The 17973-nt window shown below is 66.6% G+C and carries 17 protein-coding genes; 8 read left to right on the top strand and 9 right to left on the bottom strand.

Features of this window, described 5'->3' with window-relative positions; all coding sequences use genetic code 11:
- The 3 genes from ABW137_RS22390 to ABW137_RS22380 all read right to left on the bottom strand — a co-directional run.
- On the bottom strand, positions 1-434 hold a 434-nt coding region (locus ABW137_RS22390; protein ID WP_526403642.1), incomplete at its 3' end, for a DUF5078 domain-containing protein.
- A gap of 50 nt (positions 435-484) precedes the next feature.
- Complete coding sequence (locus ABW137_RS22385) at positions 485-3415, bottom strand: MMPL/RND family transporter (RefSeq protein WP_526403641.1); 2931 nt, start codon at positions 3413-3415, stop codon at positions 485-487.
- Between the two features lie 11 nt (positions 3416-3426).
- Positions 3427-3855, bottom strand: coding sequence for an MmpS family transport accessory protein (locus ABW137_RS22380; RefSeq protein WP_526403640.1), 429 nt, complete (start codon positions 3853-3855; stop codon positions 3427-3429).
- A 190-nt stretch (positions 3856-4045) separates the two neighbouring features.
- On the opposite strand from ABW137_RS22380, the gene ABW137_RS22375 reads away from it, so the two are divergent.
- The gene (locus ABW137_RS22375; RefSeq protein WP_526403639.1) at positions 4046-4441 is read left to right on the top strand and encodes a DUF732 domain-containing protein; all 396 of its coding nucleotides are present in this window, start codon (positions 4046-4048) and stop codon (positions 4439-4441) included.
- Entirely contained in the window at positions 4438-4950 is a 513-nt protein-coding gene (locus ABW137_RS22370) for a hypothetical protein (protein WP_526403638.1), read from the top strand. Before ABW137_RS22375 ends, ABW137_RS22370 begins: the two co-directional genes overlap by 4 nt.
- Before the next feature lie 4 nt (positions 4951-4954).
- Here ABW137_RS22370 and ABW137_RS22365 read toward each other — a convergent pair whose 3' ends face one another.
- The 3 genes from ABW137_RS22365 to ABW137_RS22355 form a co-directional block, all read right to left on the bottom strand.
- The gene (locus tag ABW137_RS22365; protein ID WP_526403637.1) at positions 4955-7444 is read right to left on the bottom strand and encodes a glycogen/starch/alpha-glucan phosphorylase; all 2490 of its coding nucleotides are present in this window, start codon (positions 7442-7444) and stop codon (positions 4955-4957) included.
- Positions 7445-7511: 67 nt separating this feature from the next.
- A complete protein-coding gene (locus ABW137_RS22360; protein WP_526403636.1) occupies positions 7512-7901 on the bottom strand; it encodes a hypothetical protein in 390 nt (129 codons plus the stop codon).
- Positions 7902-7941: 40 nt separating this feature from the next.
- Positions 7942-8682, bottom strand: coding sequence for an SDR family NAD(P)-dependent oxidoreductase (locus ABW137_RS22355; RefSeq protein ID WP_526403635.1), 741 nt, complete (start codon positions 8680-8682; stop codon positions 7942-7944).
- 90 nt (positions 8683-8772) lie between these two features.
- Here ABW137_RS22355 and ABW137_RS22350 point away from each other — a divergent pair, with 90 nt between their 5' ends.
- Genes ABW137_RS22350 through ABW137_RS22335 form a run of 4 tightly spaced genes read left to right on the top strand, consistent with a single transcriptional unit; the run spans position 8773 to position 14007 of the window.
- Entirely contained in the window at positions 8773-9312 is a 540-nt protein-coding gene (locus tag ABW137_RS22350) for a hypothetical protein (RefSeq protein WP_526403634.1), read from the top strand.
- Between the two features lies 1 nt (position 9313).
- Positions 9314-10387: an NAD(P)H-dependent amine dehydrogenase family protein gene (locus ABW137_RS22345; protein ID WP_526403633.1), complete on the top strand. Its 1074-nt coding sequence runs from the start codon at positions 9314-9316 to the stop codon at positions 10385-10387.
- A 16-nt stretch (positions 10388-10403) separates the two neighbouring features.
- A complete protein-coding gene (locus ABW137_RS22340; RefSeq protein ID WP_526403632.1) occupies positions 10404-12209 on the top strand; it encodes an Hsp70 family protein in 1806 nt (601 codons plus the stop codon).
- Positions 12210-12219: 10 nt separating this feature from the next.
- Complete coding sequence (locus tag ABW137_RS22335; RefSeq protein WP_526403631.1) at positions 12220-14007, top strand: acyl-CoA dehydrogenase family protein; 1788 nt, start codon at positions 12220-12222, stop codon at positions 14005-14007.
- A gap of 19 nt (positions 14008-14026) precedes the next feature.
- Here the strand turns inward: ABW137_RS22335 and ABW137_RS22330 are convergent, their stop codons facing one another.
- Complete coding sequence (locus ABW137_RS22330) at positions 14027-14647, bottom strand: hypothetical protein (RefSeq protein WP_526403630.1); 621 nt, start codon at positions 14645-14647, stop codon at positions 14027-14029.
- A gap of 206 nt (positions 14648-14853) precedes the next feature.
- Here ABW137_RS22330 and ABW137_RS22325 point away from each other — a divergent pair, with 206 nt between their 5' ends.
- On the top strand, positions 14854-15843 hold the full coding sequence (locus ABW137_RS22325) for a GlxA family transcriptional regulator (protein WP_526403629.1): 990 nt from the start codon (positions 14854-14856) through the stop codon (positions 15841-15843).
- 3 nt (positions 15844-15846) lie between these two features.
- Here ABW137_RS22325 and ABW137_RS22320 read toward each other — a convergent pair whose 3' ends face one another.
- Entirely contained in the window at positions 15847-16923 is a 1077-nt protein-coding gene (locus ABW137_RS22320; protein WP_526403628.1) for a class I SAM-dependent methyltransferase, read from the bottom strand.
- Between the two features lie 49 nt (positions 16924-16972).
- Here ABW137_RS22320 and ABW137_RS22315 point away from each other — a divergent pair, with 49 nt between their 5' ends.
- Positions 16973-17701 (top strand): SHOCT domain-containing protein, encoded by a 729-nt coding sequence (locus tag ABW137_RS22315; protein WP_526403627.1) that lies wholly within the window; start codon positions 16973-16975, stop codon positions 17699-17701.
- Here ABW137_RS22315 and ABW137_RS22310 read toward each other — a convergent pair.
- Positions 17698-17973, bottom strand: a 276-nt coding sequence (locus ABW137_RS22310) for an MBL fold metallo-hydrolase (protein ID WP_526403626.1), incomplete at its 5' end; no start/stop codon positions are given. The genes ABW137_RS22315 and ABW137_RS22310 overlap by 4 nt on opposite strands.

Here is a 17973-nt window from a genome sequence, read left to right as displayed (position 1 = left end):
TAGCGGGCGACGGGCCAGTCCCAGACGGACATGTCGTCGGCGGGGTAGTTCATGCAGACGTCGGTGGCCTTGGCTGCGACGCCCTTGTTGTTGAAGAACACCTTGGCCCAGTTGCCCCAGCGGGTGGCGACCTGTTCGTAGTACACGTTGGTGGCGGTGTCCTCGGAGTACTGCCTGCGGCCGGCGGCGTCCAGGGAGAAGAACCAGTGGATGCGGTCGAAGGCCATCTGCTGGATGTCGGCGGGCCGGTTGCTGCGGTCGATCATGTACCGCTCGAAGTACACCGGGCTGGTGTCCCTGGCGGCCTGCAGGTATTGCTCGGTGTTGCAGGTGGTGACGATCAGCCGATGCGGGATCGGGAAGTCGTCGGTGGCGTCTGCGGCGGCTGGACCTGCCAAAGCCGTTGCGGCGACGCCACATACGGCAGCGACCATACCGCCGCGCGCCGCGAGACGGCGCAGTGTCTTCGTCATCATGATTCTCCTCAGGCTGTCGGGACGGTTTCGGATTCCTTGGGTGGGTTCGGGGGAGTCGGCCACGGCTCGGGCTTGGGGCGCTGGCGCACGTGCGTCGGCCACCAGAACCACTTGCCCATCATCGCGGCGATGGCCGGTGTCATGAACGATCGCACCACCAATGTGTCGAACAGTAGGCCCAGTCCGATGGTCGTGCCGACCTGGCCGATGATTCGCAGTTCGCTCACCGCCATCGACATCATCGTGAAGGCGAATACCAGGCCCGCCGAGGTCACCACCGACCCGGTGCCGCCCATCGACCTGATGATGCCGGTGTTCAACCCTGCGTGGATCTCTTCCTTGAATCGGGAGACCAGCAGGAGGTTGTAGTCGGCGCCGACCGCCAACAGGATGATCACCGACATCGCCAGCACCATCCAGTGCAACTCCGCGCCGATGAAGTGCTGCCAGATGAGCACCGACAGTCCGAAGGAGGCGCCGAGCGACAACACCACCGTGCCCACGATGACCGCGGATGCGACCACGGCGCGGGTGATGATCAACATGATGATGAAGATCAGCGCCAGCGATGCGATGCCCGCGATCAGCAGGTCGAAGACGTTGGCGTCGGCCATGTCCTTGAAGGTGGCCGCGGTGCCTGCGAGGTAGATCTTGGAGCCCTCCAGCGGCGTGCCCTTGATGGCCTCCTTCGCCGCCTGCTTGATGGCATCGATGTGCGAGATGCCCTCCTGGCTCATCGGATCGCCCTCGTGGCTGATGATGAACCGCACCGAATGCCCGTCGGGGGAGATGAAGTTCTTCATGCCCTTCTTGAACTCGGCGTTGTCGAAGATCTCCGGCGGCAGATAGAACGAGTCGTCGTTCTTCGACGCGTCGAAGGCCTCGCCCATCGCGGTCGAGTTCTCCTGCATCGCCGCCATCTGATCCGACATACCCTTCTGGGTCTGGTACATCGTTAGCATCATGGTCTTCATCGACTTCATCGTCGCGAGCATCGGCGGCAGCGAAGCGCGCAACTGTGGCATCAGCGCGTCCAGCTTGTCCAGGTTGACGACGAGGCCACCCAGCTGATCGCTGAGCATGTCGATGCCGTCCAGCGTGTCGAAGATCGACCGGATCGACCAACACACCGGGATGTCGTAGCAGTGCGGTTCCCAGTAGAAGTAGTTGCGCAGTGGACGGAAGAAGTCGTCGAAGTTCGAGATGTTGTCCCGAAGCTCGTTCGTCGTCGCGACCATGTCCTTGGTCTTCAGCGTCAGGTCGTGGGTGACGGCGTTGAGTTGATCCATCAGCACCAGCATGTGCTCGAGGTTCTCGATCATGCCCTGCATCTCGTCGGCCTGCTTGAGCATGTCGGCGAACGAATCCTGTTGGTATTTCAGGTTCATCTGCTGAGTGGTGCCCTGCATGCTGATCTGAAACGGAATCGACGTGTGCTCGATCGGCGTGCCGAGCGGCCTGGTGATCGCCTGGACCCGACCGATGCCCGGTGTCTTGAAGACGGCCTTGGCGATCTTGTCGATGACCAGGAAGTCCGCCGAGTTCCGCAGATCGTGATCGCTTTCGATCATCAACAGTTCGGGGTTCATCCTGGCCTGGGAGAAGTGCCGGTCCGCGGCCTGGTAGCCCTCGTTGGCCGGGATGTCCTGAGGTAGGTAGTTGCGGTCGTTGTAGTTGGTCTTGTACCCGGGCAGGGTGAGCAGACCGATCAGGGCCAGCGCGATCGTCGCGACGAGGATGGGGCCGGGCCAGCGCACGACGGCCGCGCCGATCTTGCGCCACCCGCGAGTGCGCAGGGCGCGCTTGGGCTCCAGCAGTCCGAAGCGGCTGGCGATGGTGACCACCGCGGGGCCGAGCGTCAACGCGCAGACGACGACGATGATCATGCCGATCGCCAGCGGGATGCCGAGGGTCTGGAAGTAGGGCAGCCGGGTGAAGCTGAGGCAGAACGTCGCGCCGGCGATCGTCAGGCCCGAGCCCATCACGACGTGCGCGGTGCCCCCGAACATCGTGTGATAGGCGTCTTCCTTGCTCTCGCCCACACTTCGGGCTTCCTGATATCGGCCCAGCAGGAAGATCGCGTAGTCCGTTGCGGCGGCTATCGCAAGGGTGACGAGAAGGCTGGTCGCGAAGGTCGACAGACCGATGATGTGGTGATAGCCCAGGAACGCGACGATGCCGCGGGCGGCCGCCAACTCGAGCACCACCATCACCAGCACGATGATTACGGTGACGATCGACCGGTACACCAGCAGCAGCATGATGATGATGACGGTGAACGTGACCATCTCGATGAGCCGCAGGCTGCGGTCACCGGCGATGTTCTGATCGGCTGACAGCGCGGCAGGCCCGGTGACGAAGGCCTTGATCCCGTCCGGGGGGGTCAACCCGTTGACGATGTTGCGTACCGATTCGACGGACTCGTTGGCCAGCGCCTCGCCCTGGTTCCCCGCGAGATACACCTGGACGTACATCGCCTTGCCGTCGTTGCTCTGCGAGCCTGCCGCCGACAGCGGGTCGCTCCACATGTCGTTGACGTGCTCGACGTGCTTGGTGTCCGCCTCGAGCTTGCGGACCATGTCGTCGTAGAAGTCGTGGGCGGACTGGCCGAGCTTGTCCTGGCCCTCGAGCACGATCATGACCGAGCTGTTGGACTTGAACTCCTTGAACACGTCGCCGATGTGCTTCATCGAGATCACCGACGGGGCGTCGTCGGGGCTCATCGACACCGACTGCGCCTTGCCGACCTCTTCGAGCTGAGGGACGAGGGTGTTGCCGAGCGCGATGATGACGATCCAGCCGAGGATGATCGGCAGCGCGAGCGTCCGGATCAGCGACGGCAGCCGATGGCGCGGCGGCGACCCGGCCGCGTGCCTGGCCGTCGGGATGGCGTCGGTGGTCGGCTCGTCTTTGGAGTCAGGAATGTTGGATTCAGGCATGTTGGGGTTGGTCATGCGTTCTTCGCCAGGCAGAAGGTCTGGGCGTTCACGCCGTCAGTCGTCCTCTCGTCCTTGACCTCGTCGTCGACGGTGATACGGCAAGAGATGGAGGAGCCGTCGCCCTGGGCCACGATGTTGGGCAGCACCGACGGCGCGGTGGTGCTCAGCACCAGCGACCACGGCAGCGAGGCCCCGTCGACCCGCACGGGCTTGGAGTCGAGGTCCAGATAGTTGATGTCGGCATAGGTGCCGGTGCCGAAGATCTCGTACTTGACGACCTTGGGATTGAACGGCTCGGCATCGTCGGCAAAGTTCTTCGGAGTCACGATGATTCCGTCTTGACCGAAGAAGGTGCGGACCCGGTGCACGGTGAACCCAGCGATCACCACGACGACGATGATCACGATCGGTATCCACGCTCTACGCAATACGCTGGTCATAGCCCCTGTCCCGACGGGTTCACATGGATGACTGAGAGATTAGCCTATATAACTGTATTGTGGTCAAACGCGACGTTGGCGCAGTCGACGGCGATGGGGTGACGTCTGGCACAGCGTCTCCGTGCTGTGAGCCACCCGGCCTCGGCACTCACTCGCGCAACGCAATTGGAATAGGGATACGATCCAAACTATGAAGGCACTCTTACGAACGGGTCTGGCCACGGCATTCGCCGCGTTCGCGGTGGCGGCGGTTACGGCAGCACCTGCCAACGCCGATCCCGACGCCGACTTCGCCGTCGAGCTGCACTCCTATGGCATCTACGGTCAGAAGGACTACAACGCCTGGATCGGCAAGATCCAGTGCAAGCGCCTGCGGACCGGGCTGGACGCCAACGCCAGCGAGGCCGCGGTGTTCCTCAAGACCAACCTGGAGCGCGGGACCACCGAGCAGCAGATCTACGAGTTCCTCTCGGCGGGCATCAACTACTACTGCCCGGATCAGCGGTTCGTGGTGGACAGCCTGGCAGGCCAACCGCAGGCGGTGCCCGCGCCCGCAGGCGCACCCCTTCCCGCCGAGCAGGGATGATCCGGCCTGCCGCGTCGGCGGCGGGCTCCGCGACGGTCGTGCTGGCCGCGCTGTTCGCCGTGCCCGGCGTGGCCGCCGCAGAACCTGCCGACACGACGTACGCCATCGCCAAGTGCTTCGACGGTACCCAGGCCCCGGAGCAGCGTCCGGCCCGGTTCGCCTACAACTGCGACGAGACGGGCGTCATGCAGGACATGGCGTGGACCCAGTGGGATGCCGACGGCGCCAAGGGGGCCGGTTACGACAACGCCATCGAGTGCCAGCCCAACTGTGCTCAGGGCACCCGGCTGATCAACCCCATCGTCGTACACGCATGGAATCCCAGCACGCCGAAGGCGCCGGGATGCCCGCCGGGAGCGCAGTTCTACACCGATCTGACGATCGCCTACCCGGACGCCGCGCCGCCGTGGATCGATCCCGGTACGACGTGGGACGAGGGCACGGACTTCGTCACCATCGACGGCATGCCCGCCGTGCACTTCTCCGGACTGACGCCCCGCTGCTCCTGATTCCTCAGATCTCGACCCGCACCGGGCCCACGTTCCAGATGTCGTCGCAATACTGCTCGATTGCGCGGTCGGACGAGAACTTGCCGCTGCGCGCCGAGTTCAGAATCGACATCCGCGACCATGCATCCTTGTCCTGCCACGCCGCCGCGACCCTGTCCTGACACTCGACGTACGACGCATAGTCCGCCATCACCAGGAACGGGTCGTCGAACCTAAGGTTCTCCACCAGCGGCCGGAACACCTCGGTGTCGCCGTGGGAGAACTGCCCCGAGGAGATCAACCCCAGCACGGCCGTGAGTTCCTCGTCACCGTCGATGTAATCGGCAGGACGGTAGCCGTCGCGCTTGACCTGCTCGACCTCGGCCTCGGTCAATCCGAACAGGAAGAAGTTCTCGGCGCCTGCCTCCTCGCGGATCTCGACGTTGGCGCCGTCCAACGTGCCGATGGTCAGGGCGCCGTTCATCATGAACTTCATGTTGCCCGTGCCAGAGGCCTCCTTGCCCGCCGTCGAGATCTGCTCCGACAGATTGGCCGCCGGGTAGATGAGGTGAGCGTTCTGGACGTTGAAGTTCGGGACGAAGACCACCTTCATGAACTTGTTCACGTCTGCGTCGTTGTTGACCGTCTCGCCAACCGCGTTGATCAGCTTGATGATTCGCTTGGCCATGAAGTATCCGGGTGCCGCCTTGCCGCCGAACACGTAGGCCCGCGGCGCGACCTCGAGGCTGGGGTCCATCTTCAGCCGGAAATACTGTCGGATGATGTGCAGCACCGACAGATGCTGACGCTTGTACTCGTGGATGCGCTTGACCTGGATGTCGAACATCCAGGTGGGGTCCAGGTCAACTCCAGTCGTGGTGTGAAGGTATTCGGCGAGTCGAGCTTTGTTGGCACGCTTGACATCTCGCCAGTCTTGGCGAAACTCGGGATCGTCGATGAAGGCTTCAAGCCCGCGAAGGCGCTCGAGGTCGGTGAGCCACCCGTCGCCGATCGTGCGGTCGAGCAGACCGCGGAGGCCGGGGTTGGACAGGGCCAAGAAGCGCCGAGGCGTGACGCCATTGGTCTTGTTGGAGAAGCGCTCCGGCCACAGCTCGTAGAAGTCCTTGAGCACGCTCGCCTTCAAGAGGTCCGAGTGCAGGGCGGCGACACCGTTGATCGCGTGACTGCCCACCGTGGCGAGATGCGCCATGCGAACGGTCTGTCCACCGTCCTCGCCGATCAGCGACATCCGACGCACCCGCTCGACGTCACCGGGGAAGTGCGCCCGCACCTCGTCGAGGAAGCGCGTGTTGATCTCGTAGATGATCTCCAGATGGCGGGGGAGGGACTCCCGGAACAGTCCAAGCGACCACTTCTCCAGAGCCTCGGGGAGGAGGGTGTGGTTGGTGTAGCCGAACGTCGCCACCGTGATCGCCCAGGCTTCGTCCCACTCCAGTCTGCGCTCGTCGACAAGGATACGCATCAGCTCCGCCACACCGATCGACGGATGGGTGTCGTTGAGCTGCAACGCAAATCGCTGCGGCAGCTCCTTGATGGACAAATCAGCCAAATCGTCGACGATGTGCACTACGTGCTGCAGCGAGCACGACACGAAGAAGTACTGCTGCAGCAGGCGCAGCCGCTTGCCCGCCTCCGGCTCGTCGTTCGGGTACAGCACCTTGGTCACGGTCTCCGAGGTGACCTCGGACTCGACGGCCTTGTAGTAGTCGCCGGTGTTGAAGGCGTCCAAGGCGAACGACTCGACCGCGCGGGCGCTCCACAGCGTCAGCACGTTGCAGGTGTGCACGCCGTAGCCCTGGATCGGGGTGTCGTAGGCGACTCCCTTGATCACCTGCTTCGGTATCCAACGCACCCGGACGGTGCCGCTGTCGTCCACGTACTGCTCGGTGTGGCCACCCCAGTTGACCAGGTAGCTCACGTCGGGTTTGGCGATTTCCCAGGGGTTTCCGTTGGCCAGCCAGTTGTCGGTCAGCTCCACCTGCCAGCCGTCGGCGAAGTCTTGGCGAAAGATGCCGAACTCATAGCGGATGCCGTACCCGATGGCCGGGCGCTCCAACGTTGCCAACGAGTCAAGGAAGCACGCCGCCAGCCGTCCGAGGCCGCCGTTGCCGAGCCCTGGCTCCGGCTCGCAGGCGAGAACCTCGTCGAAGTCCTGCCCCAGCGAGCTCAGCGCGCTTCGCGCGGCGTCCTCGATCTGTAGGTTCAGCAGGTTGTTGCCGAGCTGCGGGCCCATCAGGAACTCCGCCGACAGATAGCAGGTGACCTTCGCGCCCTGGTCGAGGGACTGCTGCGTCGACGCCATGCGATTGTCCTGCATGCGGTCGCGTACCGCGAGCGCGAGGGCGCGGTAGTAGTGGTCGGGCCGCAGAGCGGCGGCCGGTCGGCCGATCGAGTACCGCAGATGATCGGTGATCGCCACCCGCAGGTCGTCGGCGTCCAATCCCGAACGGAGGTGCGAGGCTTCTGAAGCAGCTGAATTCACGACGTCGGTCACCGCGCGATTGTGGCAGGTGGGCGTGCACGGCGCATTCGATGGGGACGACGCGGGGGTGAACGTCGGCCTAAGCGGCGTGGACGTTGCGCATCCCGACCGCTCCACGCAGGCCAGAGCAGTTGACGCACCCCACGCACCCGACGCAGTCCGAGCACGACGCGCATCCGACGCACGCGCGGCACCGGGTGCAGGCGAAGCAGCCGACGCACGCCAGACACGCCACGATCGCGAAACAGAACGCCGTCAGCGCGCTGCCCGCCACCGCGCTGCTGCCTACCGTCCCGATCGAGCCCGCGACGCCCGCACTGGTGACGGTGCCCAGCGACCCAGCGACGGCGGCGCTGTTCACCGTGCCTGCCGAGCCGGCCACCGCGGCACTCTGCGAGGTGGCGACCGACCCCACGACCGCTGCACTGGAACTGGTGTCCATTGACGAGACCACGTCGACGTTCTCCATCGGCTCAGCCTACGGTCGCGGCTGCGTGTCCCGTGGGGGTTCAGCCAGCGCCTTTGCCGTTGTCGACCCGGTAGACCGCACCGTGGATGGCGGCGGCGTCGGCACTGGCCAGGAACGCGATCGCCTTCGCCACGTCGCTGGTCGCCATGAATCCGCGCGGTGACGCGATGCGCATGATCAGGTCCCAATCCGCGCTGTCCGGGGCCGTGAACTCGGTGGCCTGCGCGGTCGGCATGCCGCCGGGACAGATCACGTTCACCCGCAGCTCGCTCTTGGTGTATTCGACGGCCAGCGCCTTCGTCAGGCCCACCAGACCATGTTTGGCCGCGCAGTAGCCCGCCGAGTACACCTCACCCTCGACACCGGCGATCGAGGCCACGTTCACGATGTTGCCGCCCGCCTCGAGCAGCGCGGGCAAAGCCGCACGGCACAGGTAGAACGGGCCGTTGAGATTGACGGCCAGGTCGTGCTCCCACTCCTCGTCGGTCATGGTCGCGGTGTGCCGCATCTGGTGGAAGCCCGCGACGTTCACCAGCACGTCGAGCCTGCCGAACGCCGCGACGCAGTCGGCCACCGCCTGTCTGCACGCGGTGGGCGTGGTGATGTCCACCGACGCGAACTGCCCACCTGGCACGTCGGCGAAGACCTCTGTCATCCGCTCGGCGTCGCGCGCAATCCCGAAGACCGTCGCGCCCCGCTCGGCGAACACCTTCACCGTCGCCGCGCCCAACCCGGCCGACGCTCCCGTTATCAAGGCGACCTTGCCCTCCAATGACGTCATGGCTCGACCTTCTCACGCGCCCAACGGGTCGCCGCACGCCGCGTCGGGCAAACCGCTGACGTCGGTGTGCGGCGCTGCGATACTCAGGGCATGACGACCGCCCGGATGTCCGCCGTCCTCGCCGCCGCAGCCGTCGTCGCAGGGGGGCTGATCGGATTCGCGAGTCCCGCCAGGGCGGATCAGGTGATGCAGGGGATCTACACCTACACCCAGGGCGACGTCGTCGCCGAGTGGACCATCTATCCGAGCTGCGTGCCAACGGTCGGCGACCTGCGGGTCAACCTGGAACTGCCCGTCGCGTGCCGACTGCACGTGGCACCCACCCCCGCGACCCAGGTCAACGGCGGCGACGCCCGCCTCACCGGCGGCGTGTGGATGTTCAGCACCAGCAAGAAGGACGGGATGACTTGCCCGGACGGCAGCTCTGCGCCGATCCAGGAGACCTACGAGTTCGACGACCTCACGATGACCGGTAAGCGCTCGGTGATCAACAACAACGTGTGCAACGGTGAGGTGGCCGCCAGGATCGTGGACCATCCGTTCACGCTGACGTTCAACAGACCGCTACCGATACCCGTCGACCAGTACCCGCTCTACTGCGAACCCGGTGGACTGCGACGGTGCTTCTGACATGCCGAAGCGAATCGTGCTGTGGGGCACCGGTTTCGTCGGCAAGATGGTCATCGCCGAGATCGTCGATCATCCGATGTTCGAGCTCGTCGGCGTCGGGGTGAGCAACCCCGACAAGGCAGGCCGCGACGTCGGGGAGATCTGCGGGCTCGCCGAGCCCGTGGGGGTGACGGCCACCGACGACGTCGACGCGCTCATCGCGCTGAAGCCCGACGCCGTCGTCCACTACGGTCCGACCGCTGCCCACGCCGACGACAACATCGAGCTGATCACTCGGTTCCTGCGGGCGGGCATCGACGTGTGCTCTACGTCGATGACGCCGTGGGTGTGGCCAGCGATGCACCTCAACCCGCCCAACTGGATTCAGCCGATCAGCGAGGCGTGTGAAGCGGGCCAGTCGTCGTGCTTCACGACGGGAATCGATCCCGGGTTCGCGAACGACCTCTTCCCGATGACGTTGATGGGGTTGTGCTCGGAGATCAAGACGGTGCGCGCGTCGGAGCTGCTTGACTACACCAACTACGAAGGCGACTACGAGTTCGAGATGGGAATCGGACGACCGCCGGAGCATCGACCCCTCCTGCAGACGCCCGAGATCCTGATCTTCGCTTGGGGTGCAACGGTTCCGATGATCGCGCACGCGGCGGGCATCGAGCTCGACGAGATCACCACCACGTGGGACAAGTGGGTCACGCCCGACGAGCGGAAGACCGCCAAGGGCATCATCGCGCCAGGCAACGTCGCCGCCGTCCGGTTCACGATCAACGGCGTCTTCAAGGGCGAGACCCGCATCCAGCTGGAGCACGTCAACCGGATCGGCGCCGACGCGGCGCCGGACTGGCCTGCGGGCAACGAGAACGACGTGTACCGCGTCGACATCGAGGGCACGCCGAGCATCTCCCAGGAGACCGCGTTCAGGTTCACCGACGGTTCGGGCCGCGACGCGGCCGCCGCGGGCTGCCTGGCCACCGGGCTCCGTGCGCTCAACGCCGTGCCGGCCGTCAACGACTTGCCACCGGGCTGGGTGACCCCGCTGGATTTACCTCTCATCGCCGGAGCTGGCACGATTCGTTGACGTGGCAGTTGGCGGCGTGGCAGACGGCATAGGACTCTCGGTCGGGGCGACGACCCTTCGCGCAGTGGCCGTAGGCAGGTCCGCGGTGACCCGGTCGCCGGTACTGACCCGCTACCCACACCGTCCCGCCGAAGTCGGTGTGCCCAGCGAGAACCCCAACCTCGCCGAGCGTGGGCTCATCATCACCGACTTCGTCGACCGCGTCGGCGATCCGGTGCCCATCCTCGCCGGCGACGGCTCGTCGCATCGTGCCGAGGATCTGCTCGCCGACGCGTTGCGGGCGCTGCTGTACGCACTGACCGGCGGTCGGCCGCCCGTCGAGCCGGTCGGCGTGACGCATCCAGCGCACTGGCGGTCGACCGCCGTCGACGCACTGCGCGCTGCACTGGCCTCGATGACCGAGTTCAACGGCGCGACGCTGGGCGGCGCGGTCTCCTCGCCGATCGGGTCCGACGCGGAGGCGGGTCTCATCGCTCTGAACGACGACCCGGGGTTGCCGACCCGCGGCATCATCGCCCTGTGCGACGTGGGTGGCACGGGGACCAGCGTGACGCTCGCCGACGCCGCGAGGGGCTTCGGGCCGCTCGGTCCGACGGTGCGCTACCCCGACCTGTCCGGCGACGTCGTCGACCAGGCTCTGTTGACGCGCGTCGTCGCCGACCTGGCGGCGGCGGGCACGGTGGACCTCTCGGGGACGTCGGCGATCGGCTCGCTCGGCAGGCTGCGCGGGCAGTGCCGGGCAGCGAAGGAACGACTGTCGACCACGGCCGTCACGTCGATCGCGGTCGAGCTGCCTGGGCATCGGACCGAGGTGCGGGTCACTCGCGCCGAACTCGAGGATGCGATCGCCGGACCGCTCGGCGGGCTCGTCGACGTGATTCAGGATACGTTGCAGCGCAGCGGAATTCGTCCTGGCGATCTGGTGGCCGTCGCGTCGGTTGGCGGCGGTGCCCGCATCCCCATCCTCACCACGACGCTGTCGGAGCACCTGCGGATTCCCGTCGTCACCTCGGCGCAGCCCGAGCTGGCGGCGGCGATCGGCGGGGGACTGCGGGCCGCTCGCGGCGTGGTCCCCGACGGTGCGACGGCACTGTCCCCGGCGGCGACCGGCCTGGCGCCCGTCGACCCGGCGCCGCCGGGGTCGTCGACGTTCCGCGCTCTGGCGTGGTCGGACGCCGAGGACCCGCCGGAGCCGGTCGTCGGGGAGCGCCCGTTCGCGGGGGAAGGCTTCGCGGAGGAAGGGTTGGAGAAGCGCGGCTACGAACCCCTCGGCGAACCCGCCGACCCACGGCCCCGCATCGAGTTCACCGAGCCCGACGCCGATGACGACCCCGCCCTTGCGCCGTTGGCCTGGTACCGCAGGCCGCTCGCCATCGCTGCGATCATCCTGGTCGCCGCGCTGGCCGTCGTCGGCGCGGCCTCGCTGTACGCCCTGCGCAGCGACGAGTCGCCGCCCCCCGAGAGCACCCCGACCTCGGAGGCACCCGTCACGACCACGCCTCCGCCACCCGCGTCGGAGGTGCCGCCGCAGACCCAGGCGCCCGCCCCCGACACGGTCACCGAGCAGGCGCCGCCGCCCCCGGTGGTCACGGTGACGGAGGAGCCCCCACCGCCACCGCCCCCGCCCGCCGCGACGACCGAGCCGCCACCCCCGCCGCCGACCACCACGGAGCCGCCGCCCGTTACCGTCACCGAGACGCCGACGACGCAACCGCCGTCCTCGACGCCGCCCACGCAGCAACCGATCATCCCGACGCTGCCCTACCAGACGATCCCCGGTCTGCCCTTCGTTCCGGCACCCGTGCAACCTCAGTCGCCATAGGCTCGCGGCCATGACGCAGACCCCACCCCCCGGTCGTTCCGCTTCTGCCGTAACGGACGGCCTTCTGTTCGACCCCACGACGTACGACCCGGTCGAGTTCGACGCCGAGACCCGACGGCTGCTGCGCGCCACGATCGACTTCTTCGAGGGCCAGGGCAAGAAGCGCATCCTCGATGACGACCTCAAGGCGCAGTGGCCGGCCGACTTCGTCGAGTTCGTCAAGCGGGAGCGGCTGTTCGCGACGTTCCTGACGCCGTCGGAGTTCGCCGACGGCGATGCCGACAAGCGGTGGGACGGCGCCCGTAATGCTGCGCTCGCCGAGATCCTCGGCTTCTACGGGTTGACCTATTGGTACACCGAGCAGGTCACCATCCTTGGCCTCGGGCCGGTCTGGCAGAGCGAGAACAAGGACGCCAAGCTCAGGGCCGCCGACGATTTGGAGGCCGGGGAGGTGATGGCGTTCGGGTTGTCCGAGCGTGACCACGGCGCCGACGTCTACAGCACCGACATGGTGTTGACGCCCGCCAGCGAGGAAGACCGGGCCGACGGAATCCTGTACCGGGCGTCGGGGGAGAAGTACTACATCGGCAACGGCAACGTGGCGAGCCTGGTGTCGGTTTTCGGCAGGCGTGACGACGTCGGTGAGGCGGACGCCGGGGAAGGGTACGTCTTCTTCGTCGCCGACAGCAGGAACGAGAACTACCACCTGATCGACAACGTCGTGCACATGCAGATCTACGTGAGCACGTTCAGGCTGGAGAACTATCCGGTGCGCGCCGAGGACATTCTGCACGCCGGCGTGGCAGCCTTCAGCGCCGCACTCAATACGGTCAACGTCGGGAAGTTCAACCTGTGCTCGTCGTCGATCGGGATGTGCGAGCACGCGTTCTACGAGGCGATCACCCACGCGCAGAACAGAATTCTGTACGGCAACCCGGTCACCGACTTCTCCCACGTGCGGGCCAACTTCGTCGATGCCTACGCAAGGATGATCGCGATGAAGGCCTTCAGCAGGCGAGCGGTCGACTACTTCCGCAGCGCCAGCCTCGAGGATCGGCGGTACCTGTTGTTCAACCCCATGACCAAGGCCAAGGTCACGATGGAGGGCGAGACCGTGATCCGGGCCCTGCACGACGTGATCGCCGCCAAGGGGTATGAGAAGAACACCATGTTCCGAGAGGTCGCCCAGTTGATCGGGTGCCTGCCCCGGTTGGAGGGCACCGTGCACGTCAACGTCGGACTGGTGCTGAAGTTCATGCCCAACTACATGCTCAATCCCAAGGAGTACCCGGCGATTCCGACCCGCAACGACGCCGCTGACGACACGTTCTTCTGGAACCAGGGTCCCACCCGCGGGGCAGGGGCGATCCAGTTCGCCGACTGGACGCCGGTGTACGACGAGCACGCGCGGATTCCCAACGTCGGGGTGTTCTACCAGCAGGCCAAGGCATTCCGGGAGCTGCTGGTGACGGCCGCACCGGATGCCGCGCAGCAGAAGGACCTCGACTTCCTCCTCAACGTCGGGCACCTGTTCTCGCTCATCGTGTACGGCCAGCTGATCCTCGAGCAGGCCGCGCTCACCGGTCTCGACGACGACATCCTGGACGCGATCTTCGGCTTCCAGGTCAACGACTTCAACACCTACGCCGTTGCGCTGCAAGGCAAGCCGACCTCGACGCGGGCGCAGCAGGACTGGGCGCTCGGCGCGATCCGCAAGCCGGTTGCCGACGCCGAGCGGTTCGACCGGGTGTGGCAGCGGGTCAAGGCCTACGACGGCGCCTACGAGATGGCTCCCTGAGTCAGGTCACCCCTGGCCCTCAGGCCATCTCGGGAACCCGCAGATGGGCAATCATCAGCTCGAAGTCGTGCTCTTCGAGGATTCGTGCGGCGGCCTCGCCGGACACCGAACCCTTGAGTCGCTCGATCTCGGCCCGGTTGCGTTCTATGGCGTCGGCGCTCTCGTAGGCGGCCGACGACACCCCGCGACCGGTCGCCCTGTCCACCAAGAGGCTTGTGCTGCACAGTCCTTCGATTTGCTCCATGGCGGGTAGCGCCGACCTGAAGACCTCGATGCCGGGGTCGATCTGGTCGGGTTCGACATTGGCCCAGGTCACCCGAACGCAGGCGCCCTCACCGGTTTCGTGCTGGCGGTGCAGGACCGCGATCTCCCACTCCTCGATGGTGGGAGCACCACCGCCGAAGATCTCCGCGGCACGGTTGCGGACGTCGTCGACGGCCGCGGCGCTCGCGCGCATCGCATCCAAGGATTCCCACGCGCTGGTGGTGATGCACCGACCGGACGACCGATCGGCCAGCAGGGAAAGGCCGATGTAGCCTTCCAAGCCGTCCAGCAACGGCATCACCGTCTCGCGGACGTACGCGACGCCTGCATCGATGGATGAGGGCGTCGCCTCTATGGTGGTTGTTCGCGCATGCACGATCTGCCTCCTGAGAAAGGGGCAGCGTCCCGACGGCGCTGCCGTCGGTGTTCATCGTCCTCCGCCGGTGATCGGATGGCAACGGCTCTGCCGCACGGACTTCCGGCCGAGGTCGCTCCTCGGACACACCGCGCGCCCGCCGGACCGATAGTGGCCAGAAGTATGTCCATCGACGGGATCTTGCCAGTCTCTGCTAGCCTCGTCGGATGCACACCGTGGCGGTCCTGGCGCTGCCCGACACCATCGCCTTCGACCTCGCCACGCCCGTCGAGGTGTTCGGCCGCGTCACCTTGGCCTCGGGTGAGCCCGGCTACCGAGTGCTGGTCTGCGGTACCGCACCCGTAGTCACCGCGGGTCCGTTGAGCATCGCCACCGAGCACGGTCTCGACGCGCTCGCCGAGGCCGACACCATCGTGGTGCCCGGCTGCAACGACGTCACGACCGAGCAGTCACCGGTGGTGCTCGACGCGCTCCGCGAGGCCTTCGACCGCGGGGCCAGGCTCGCCTCGATCTGCTCCGGCGCGTTCACGCTCGCGGCAACCGGCCTCCTCGACGGCAAACGCGCCACCACGCACTGGCTGGCCGCCGACCTCTTCCGCGCCACGTTCCCCGCCGTCCACCTCGACCCCGACGTGCTGTACGTCGACGAGGGCCGACTCCTCACGTCTGCGGGTGCTTCGGCAGGCCTGGACCTGTGCCTGCACGTCGTGGCCACCGACTACGGTGCGGCCGTGGCCGCCGATGCCGCAAGACTGGCGGTCGCGCCCCTGCATCGCAGCGGCGGTCAGGCGCAGTTCATTCTGCGGAACCGCCCTGTCGCCAACGGAATCGGCGAACGCGCCGAACTCGGCGAGGTGCTGGCATGGCTGGAACTCGAGGCGCACCGCGACCTGTTGCTCGGCGACATCGCCGCGCGCGCCGCGGTCAGCGTCCGCACGCTGAACCGCCGGTTTCAGGCCGAGACCGGCCAAACCCCGATGCAATGGCTGACCGGCGTCCGGGTGCGACACGCCCAGCAGATGCTCGAGACGACGTCGCAAGGGGTGGAGAAGATCGGCCGCGAGGTGGGGTTCTCCTCGCCCGTGAACTTCCGCGAGCAGTTCCGTCGTCTGACGGGCGTCTCACCGCAGCACTACCGCAACACCTTCCGACGCGCGGACGCCGGGAGCAAGGCCGACGGCCGCATCGCCAGCTGAGCCTCAGTGCGCGCTCTGCTTCTTCTCGATGACGATCTCCGCCAGGGGGATTCGGATCTCGGCCGGTGCCGCCGCCAATCTCTCCGCGACGCCAGAGGTGAGCGCGTCGAGGAATCCCGCCCGCCGCTCCTCGGCCAGCTGCGCGGCCAGCGCGGGGAACGTGGACGCCCGAAGGAACGCCGCCCAGTTCCTGCCAAACGCCGCGGCCTTCTGGTGAACCTTGTACTGCGTCCAGAACCGGTCCTCGGCGTCGAACACCTCCACGTGCTCCACCGACAACTTCTCGAAGGTTCCCGAAGGGGCGAACGGTGACAGGAAGTCGCGGCCGCGGCGCGCGACGATCGGGATCGACATCTGGCGCACCTCGTCCTCGTCGAGGACACCCCGTGCCGCGAGGTCGGTGAGCGTCGCCATCGTCGCATCGAGCAGCGGACGGTAACCGAAGTCCCCGTCCTCGGCGATCGCCGTCGTCATCACTACCAGGCGGCCACCGGGGCTCAGTTCGCGACCGCGGAACGCGATGAACTCGTGCCAATCGTGCGCAGCCTGCCTGGCGTATGCGGAGCGCACGTCCTCGTCACGACTGTAGGCCGACACGACGTGGTCGGGGACCGGGCAGGGGACCCGGCCCAGCCACTGGATTGCCCAGGCCGACCAAGCCAGATTGACGCTGTTGGACGGCACGATCTGACGGTAGAACGATCGGCCAACCGCCGAGGCGAACGATGCGGCATCCTTCTTCAGATACGTGTCCGGATCCTCGCTCAGGGTGCGGAACAGTTCGGTGAAATCGTTCTCGGGCACGTCGGTATGGGTCACCAGCACCGAGTGTTCGGGGCGAGTCCGCTTGCGCAACACGGCGATCGCCGCCCCGACCGCAAGCAGCGAGTTGTGCCCGGTCGCCGCGCCGTAGTCGGCGATGACGATCGGACGCGGTGGCTGGGGAATGGGCACCGTCTCCGCGGCCTCGGCGAAAAGCGTTATCGCCCGTTGCAATCCGGCCGCCTGCAGCCGCGAGGTCGCGGTGTATGAGCCGCTGTCGAACGGCTCCGGCCGTACCACGGCACTCGATTCGGGCATGCCTGAAACGGTAGCTCGTAAAGCGCATCGACGTGAAAGACTGCCGTGCATGACTCGGGGGACGGCGCCCAAGGTGCTGACGGTCGTCGCGGTGCTCACCATGATCGCCGCAGGAGTCGGATTCGTCCTGATGCTGATTCTCAACGCGTTCGCATTCGACGAGTACGACGCCTACGGCGAGGTGCCCATCCCAGGCTCCGGCACCGTGCAGTTGCCCGAGGGCGACGTGACGGTCACGTTCCACACGGTGCTCGTCGGCGGTAGCGGCAGTGGACTACCCGTGCCGCCGTTGAACTACCGGATCACCGGGCCCGGCGGCGTCGACGCAACACTCACGGAGGACTACGGCAGTACGACCACGGTCAACAACGACGCGCGGGTCCGCATCGGCTACCTCCACGTCGCGACCGCGGGCAGCTACGACGTCGAGCTCGACGGCAACGTCAGCGCCTACCTCAACCCCACCCTCGCGTTCGGGCACGGCAGTCCCTACGACGACGTGCCGTGGATCCTGGCGGCCGTCTTCGGGTTCGGCGTCGTCGATCTGGTCGTCGCGCGGTTCTGGGCGGCCAGCGTGAGGCGCTCCGGGCCGGTACCCGGTTATCAACCGCCGCCCACCCTGGGGGTGGTCCCCACGTGGTCCGCCGACCAGTACGTTCCCAGCGATCAGGGCATCCGCATCGAACAGCTCAATACGCTTGCCCGCCTGCGAGAGTCGGGGGCGTTGACCGAGGACGAGTACGAGGCCGAGAAGAGGCGCGTACTCGACGGTCGCTAGTGTCCCCTGGCGACCCAGTCGTCGTAGTTGACGATCTCGTCGCCGATGGTGGTGGAGTCACCGTGGCCGGTGTAGACGACGGTGGGGCCCGGCAGCGTGCCGAGCTTGCCGGAGATCGACTCGAGGATCGTGGGGAAGTCGGAGTAGGACCGCCCGGTCGCACCGGGTCCGCCGCTGAAGAGGGTGTCGCCGCTGAACACCGCGCCGAGTTCGGGGGCGTACCAGCAAACCGAGCCTGGTGAGTGGCCGGGGGTGTGCATTGCGCGAAGTTC

Origin of the sequence: Mycobacterium sp. (assembly GCF_040509115.1) — a bacterium.
Lineage (GTDB): Bacteria > Actinomycetota > Actinomycetes > Mycobacteriales > Mycobacteriaceae > Mycobacterium.
The sequence above is the reverse complement of the archived record's forward strand: the minus strand, read 5'-3'. Positions and strand labels throughout refer to the sequence as shown.

Coding starts and splice junctions, on each gene's coding strand:
- ABW137_RS22385 (WP_526403641.1), bottom strand. CDS start 3,415: ATGCCTGAATCCAACATTCCTGACTCCAAAGACGAGCCGACCACCGAC.
- ABW137_RS22380 (WP_526403640.1), bottom strand. CDS start 3,855: ATGACCAGCGTATTGCGTAGAGCGTGGATACCGATCGTGATCATCGTC.
- ABW137_RS22375 (WP_526403639.1), top strand. CDS start 4,046: ATGAAGGCACTCTTACGAACGGGTCTGGCCACGGCATTCGCCGCGTTC.
- ABW137_RS22370 (WP_526403638.1), top strand. CDS start 4,438: ATGATCCGGCCTGCCGCGTCGGCGGCGGGCTCCGCGACGGTCGTGCTG.
- ABW137_RS22360 (WP_526403636.1), bottom strand. CDS start 7,901: ATGGAGAACGTCGACGTGGTCTCGTCAATGGACACCAGTTCCAGTGCA.
- ABW137_RS22355 (WP_526403635.1), bottom strand. CDS start 8,682: ATGACGTCATTGGAGGGCAAGGTCGCCTTGATAACGGGAGCGTCGGCC.
- ABW137_RS22350 (WP_526403634.1), top strand. CDS start 8,773: ATGACGACCGCCCGGATGTCCGCCGTCCTCGCCGCCGCAGCCGTCGTC.
- ABW137_RS22345 (WP_526403633.1), top strand. CDS start 9,314: ATGCCGAAGCGAATCGTGCTGTGGGGCACCGGTTTCGTCGGCAAGATG.
- ABW137_RS22335 (WP_526403631.1), top strand. CDS start 12,220: ATGACGCAGACCCCACCCCCCGGTCGTTCCGCTTCTGCCGTAACGGAC.
- ABW137_RS22325 (WP_526403629.1), top strand. CDS start 14,854: ATGCACACCGTGGCGGTCCTGGCGCTGCCCGACACCATCGCCTTCGAC.
- ABW137_RS22320 (WP_526403628.1), bottom strand. CDS start 16,923: ATGCCCGAATCGAGTGCCGTGGTACGGCCGGAGCCGTTCGACAGCGGC.
- ABW137_RS22315 (WP_526403627.1), top strand. CDS start 16,973: ATGACTCGGGGGACGGCGCCCAAGGTGCTGACGGTCGTCGCGGTGCTC.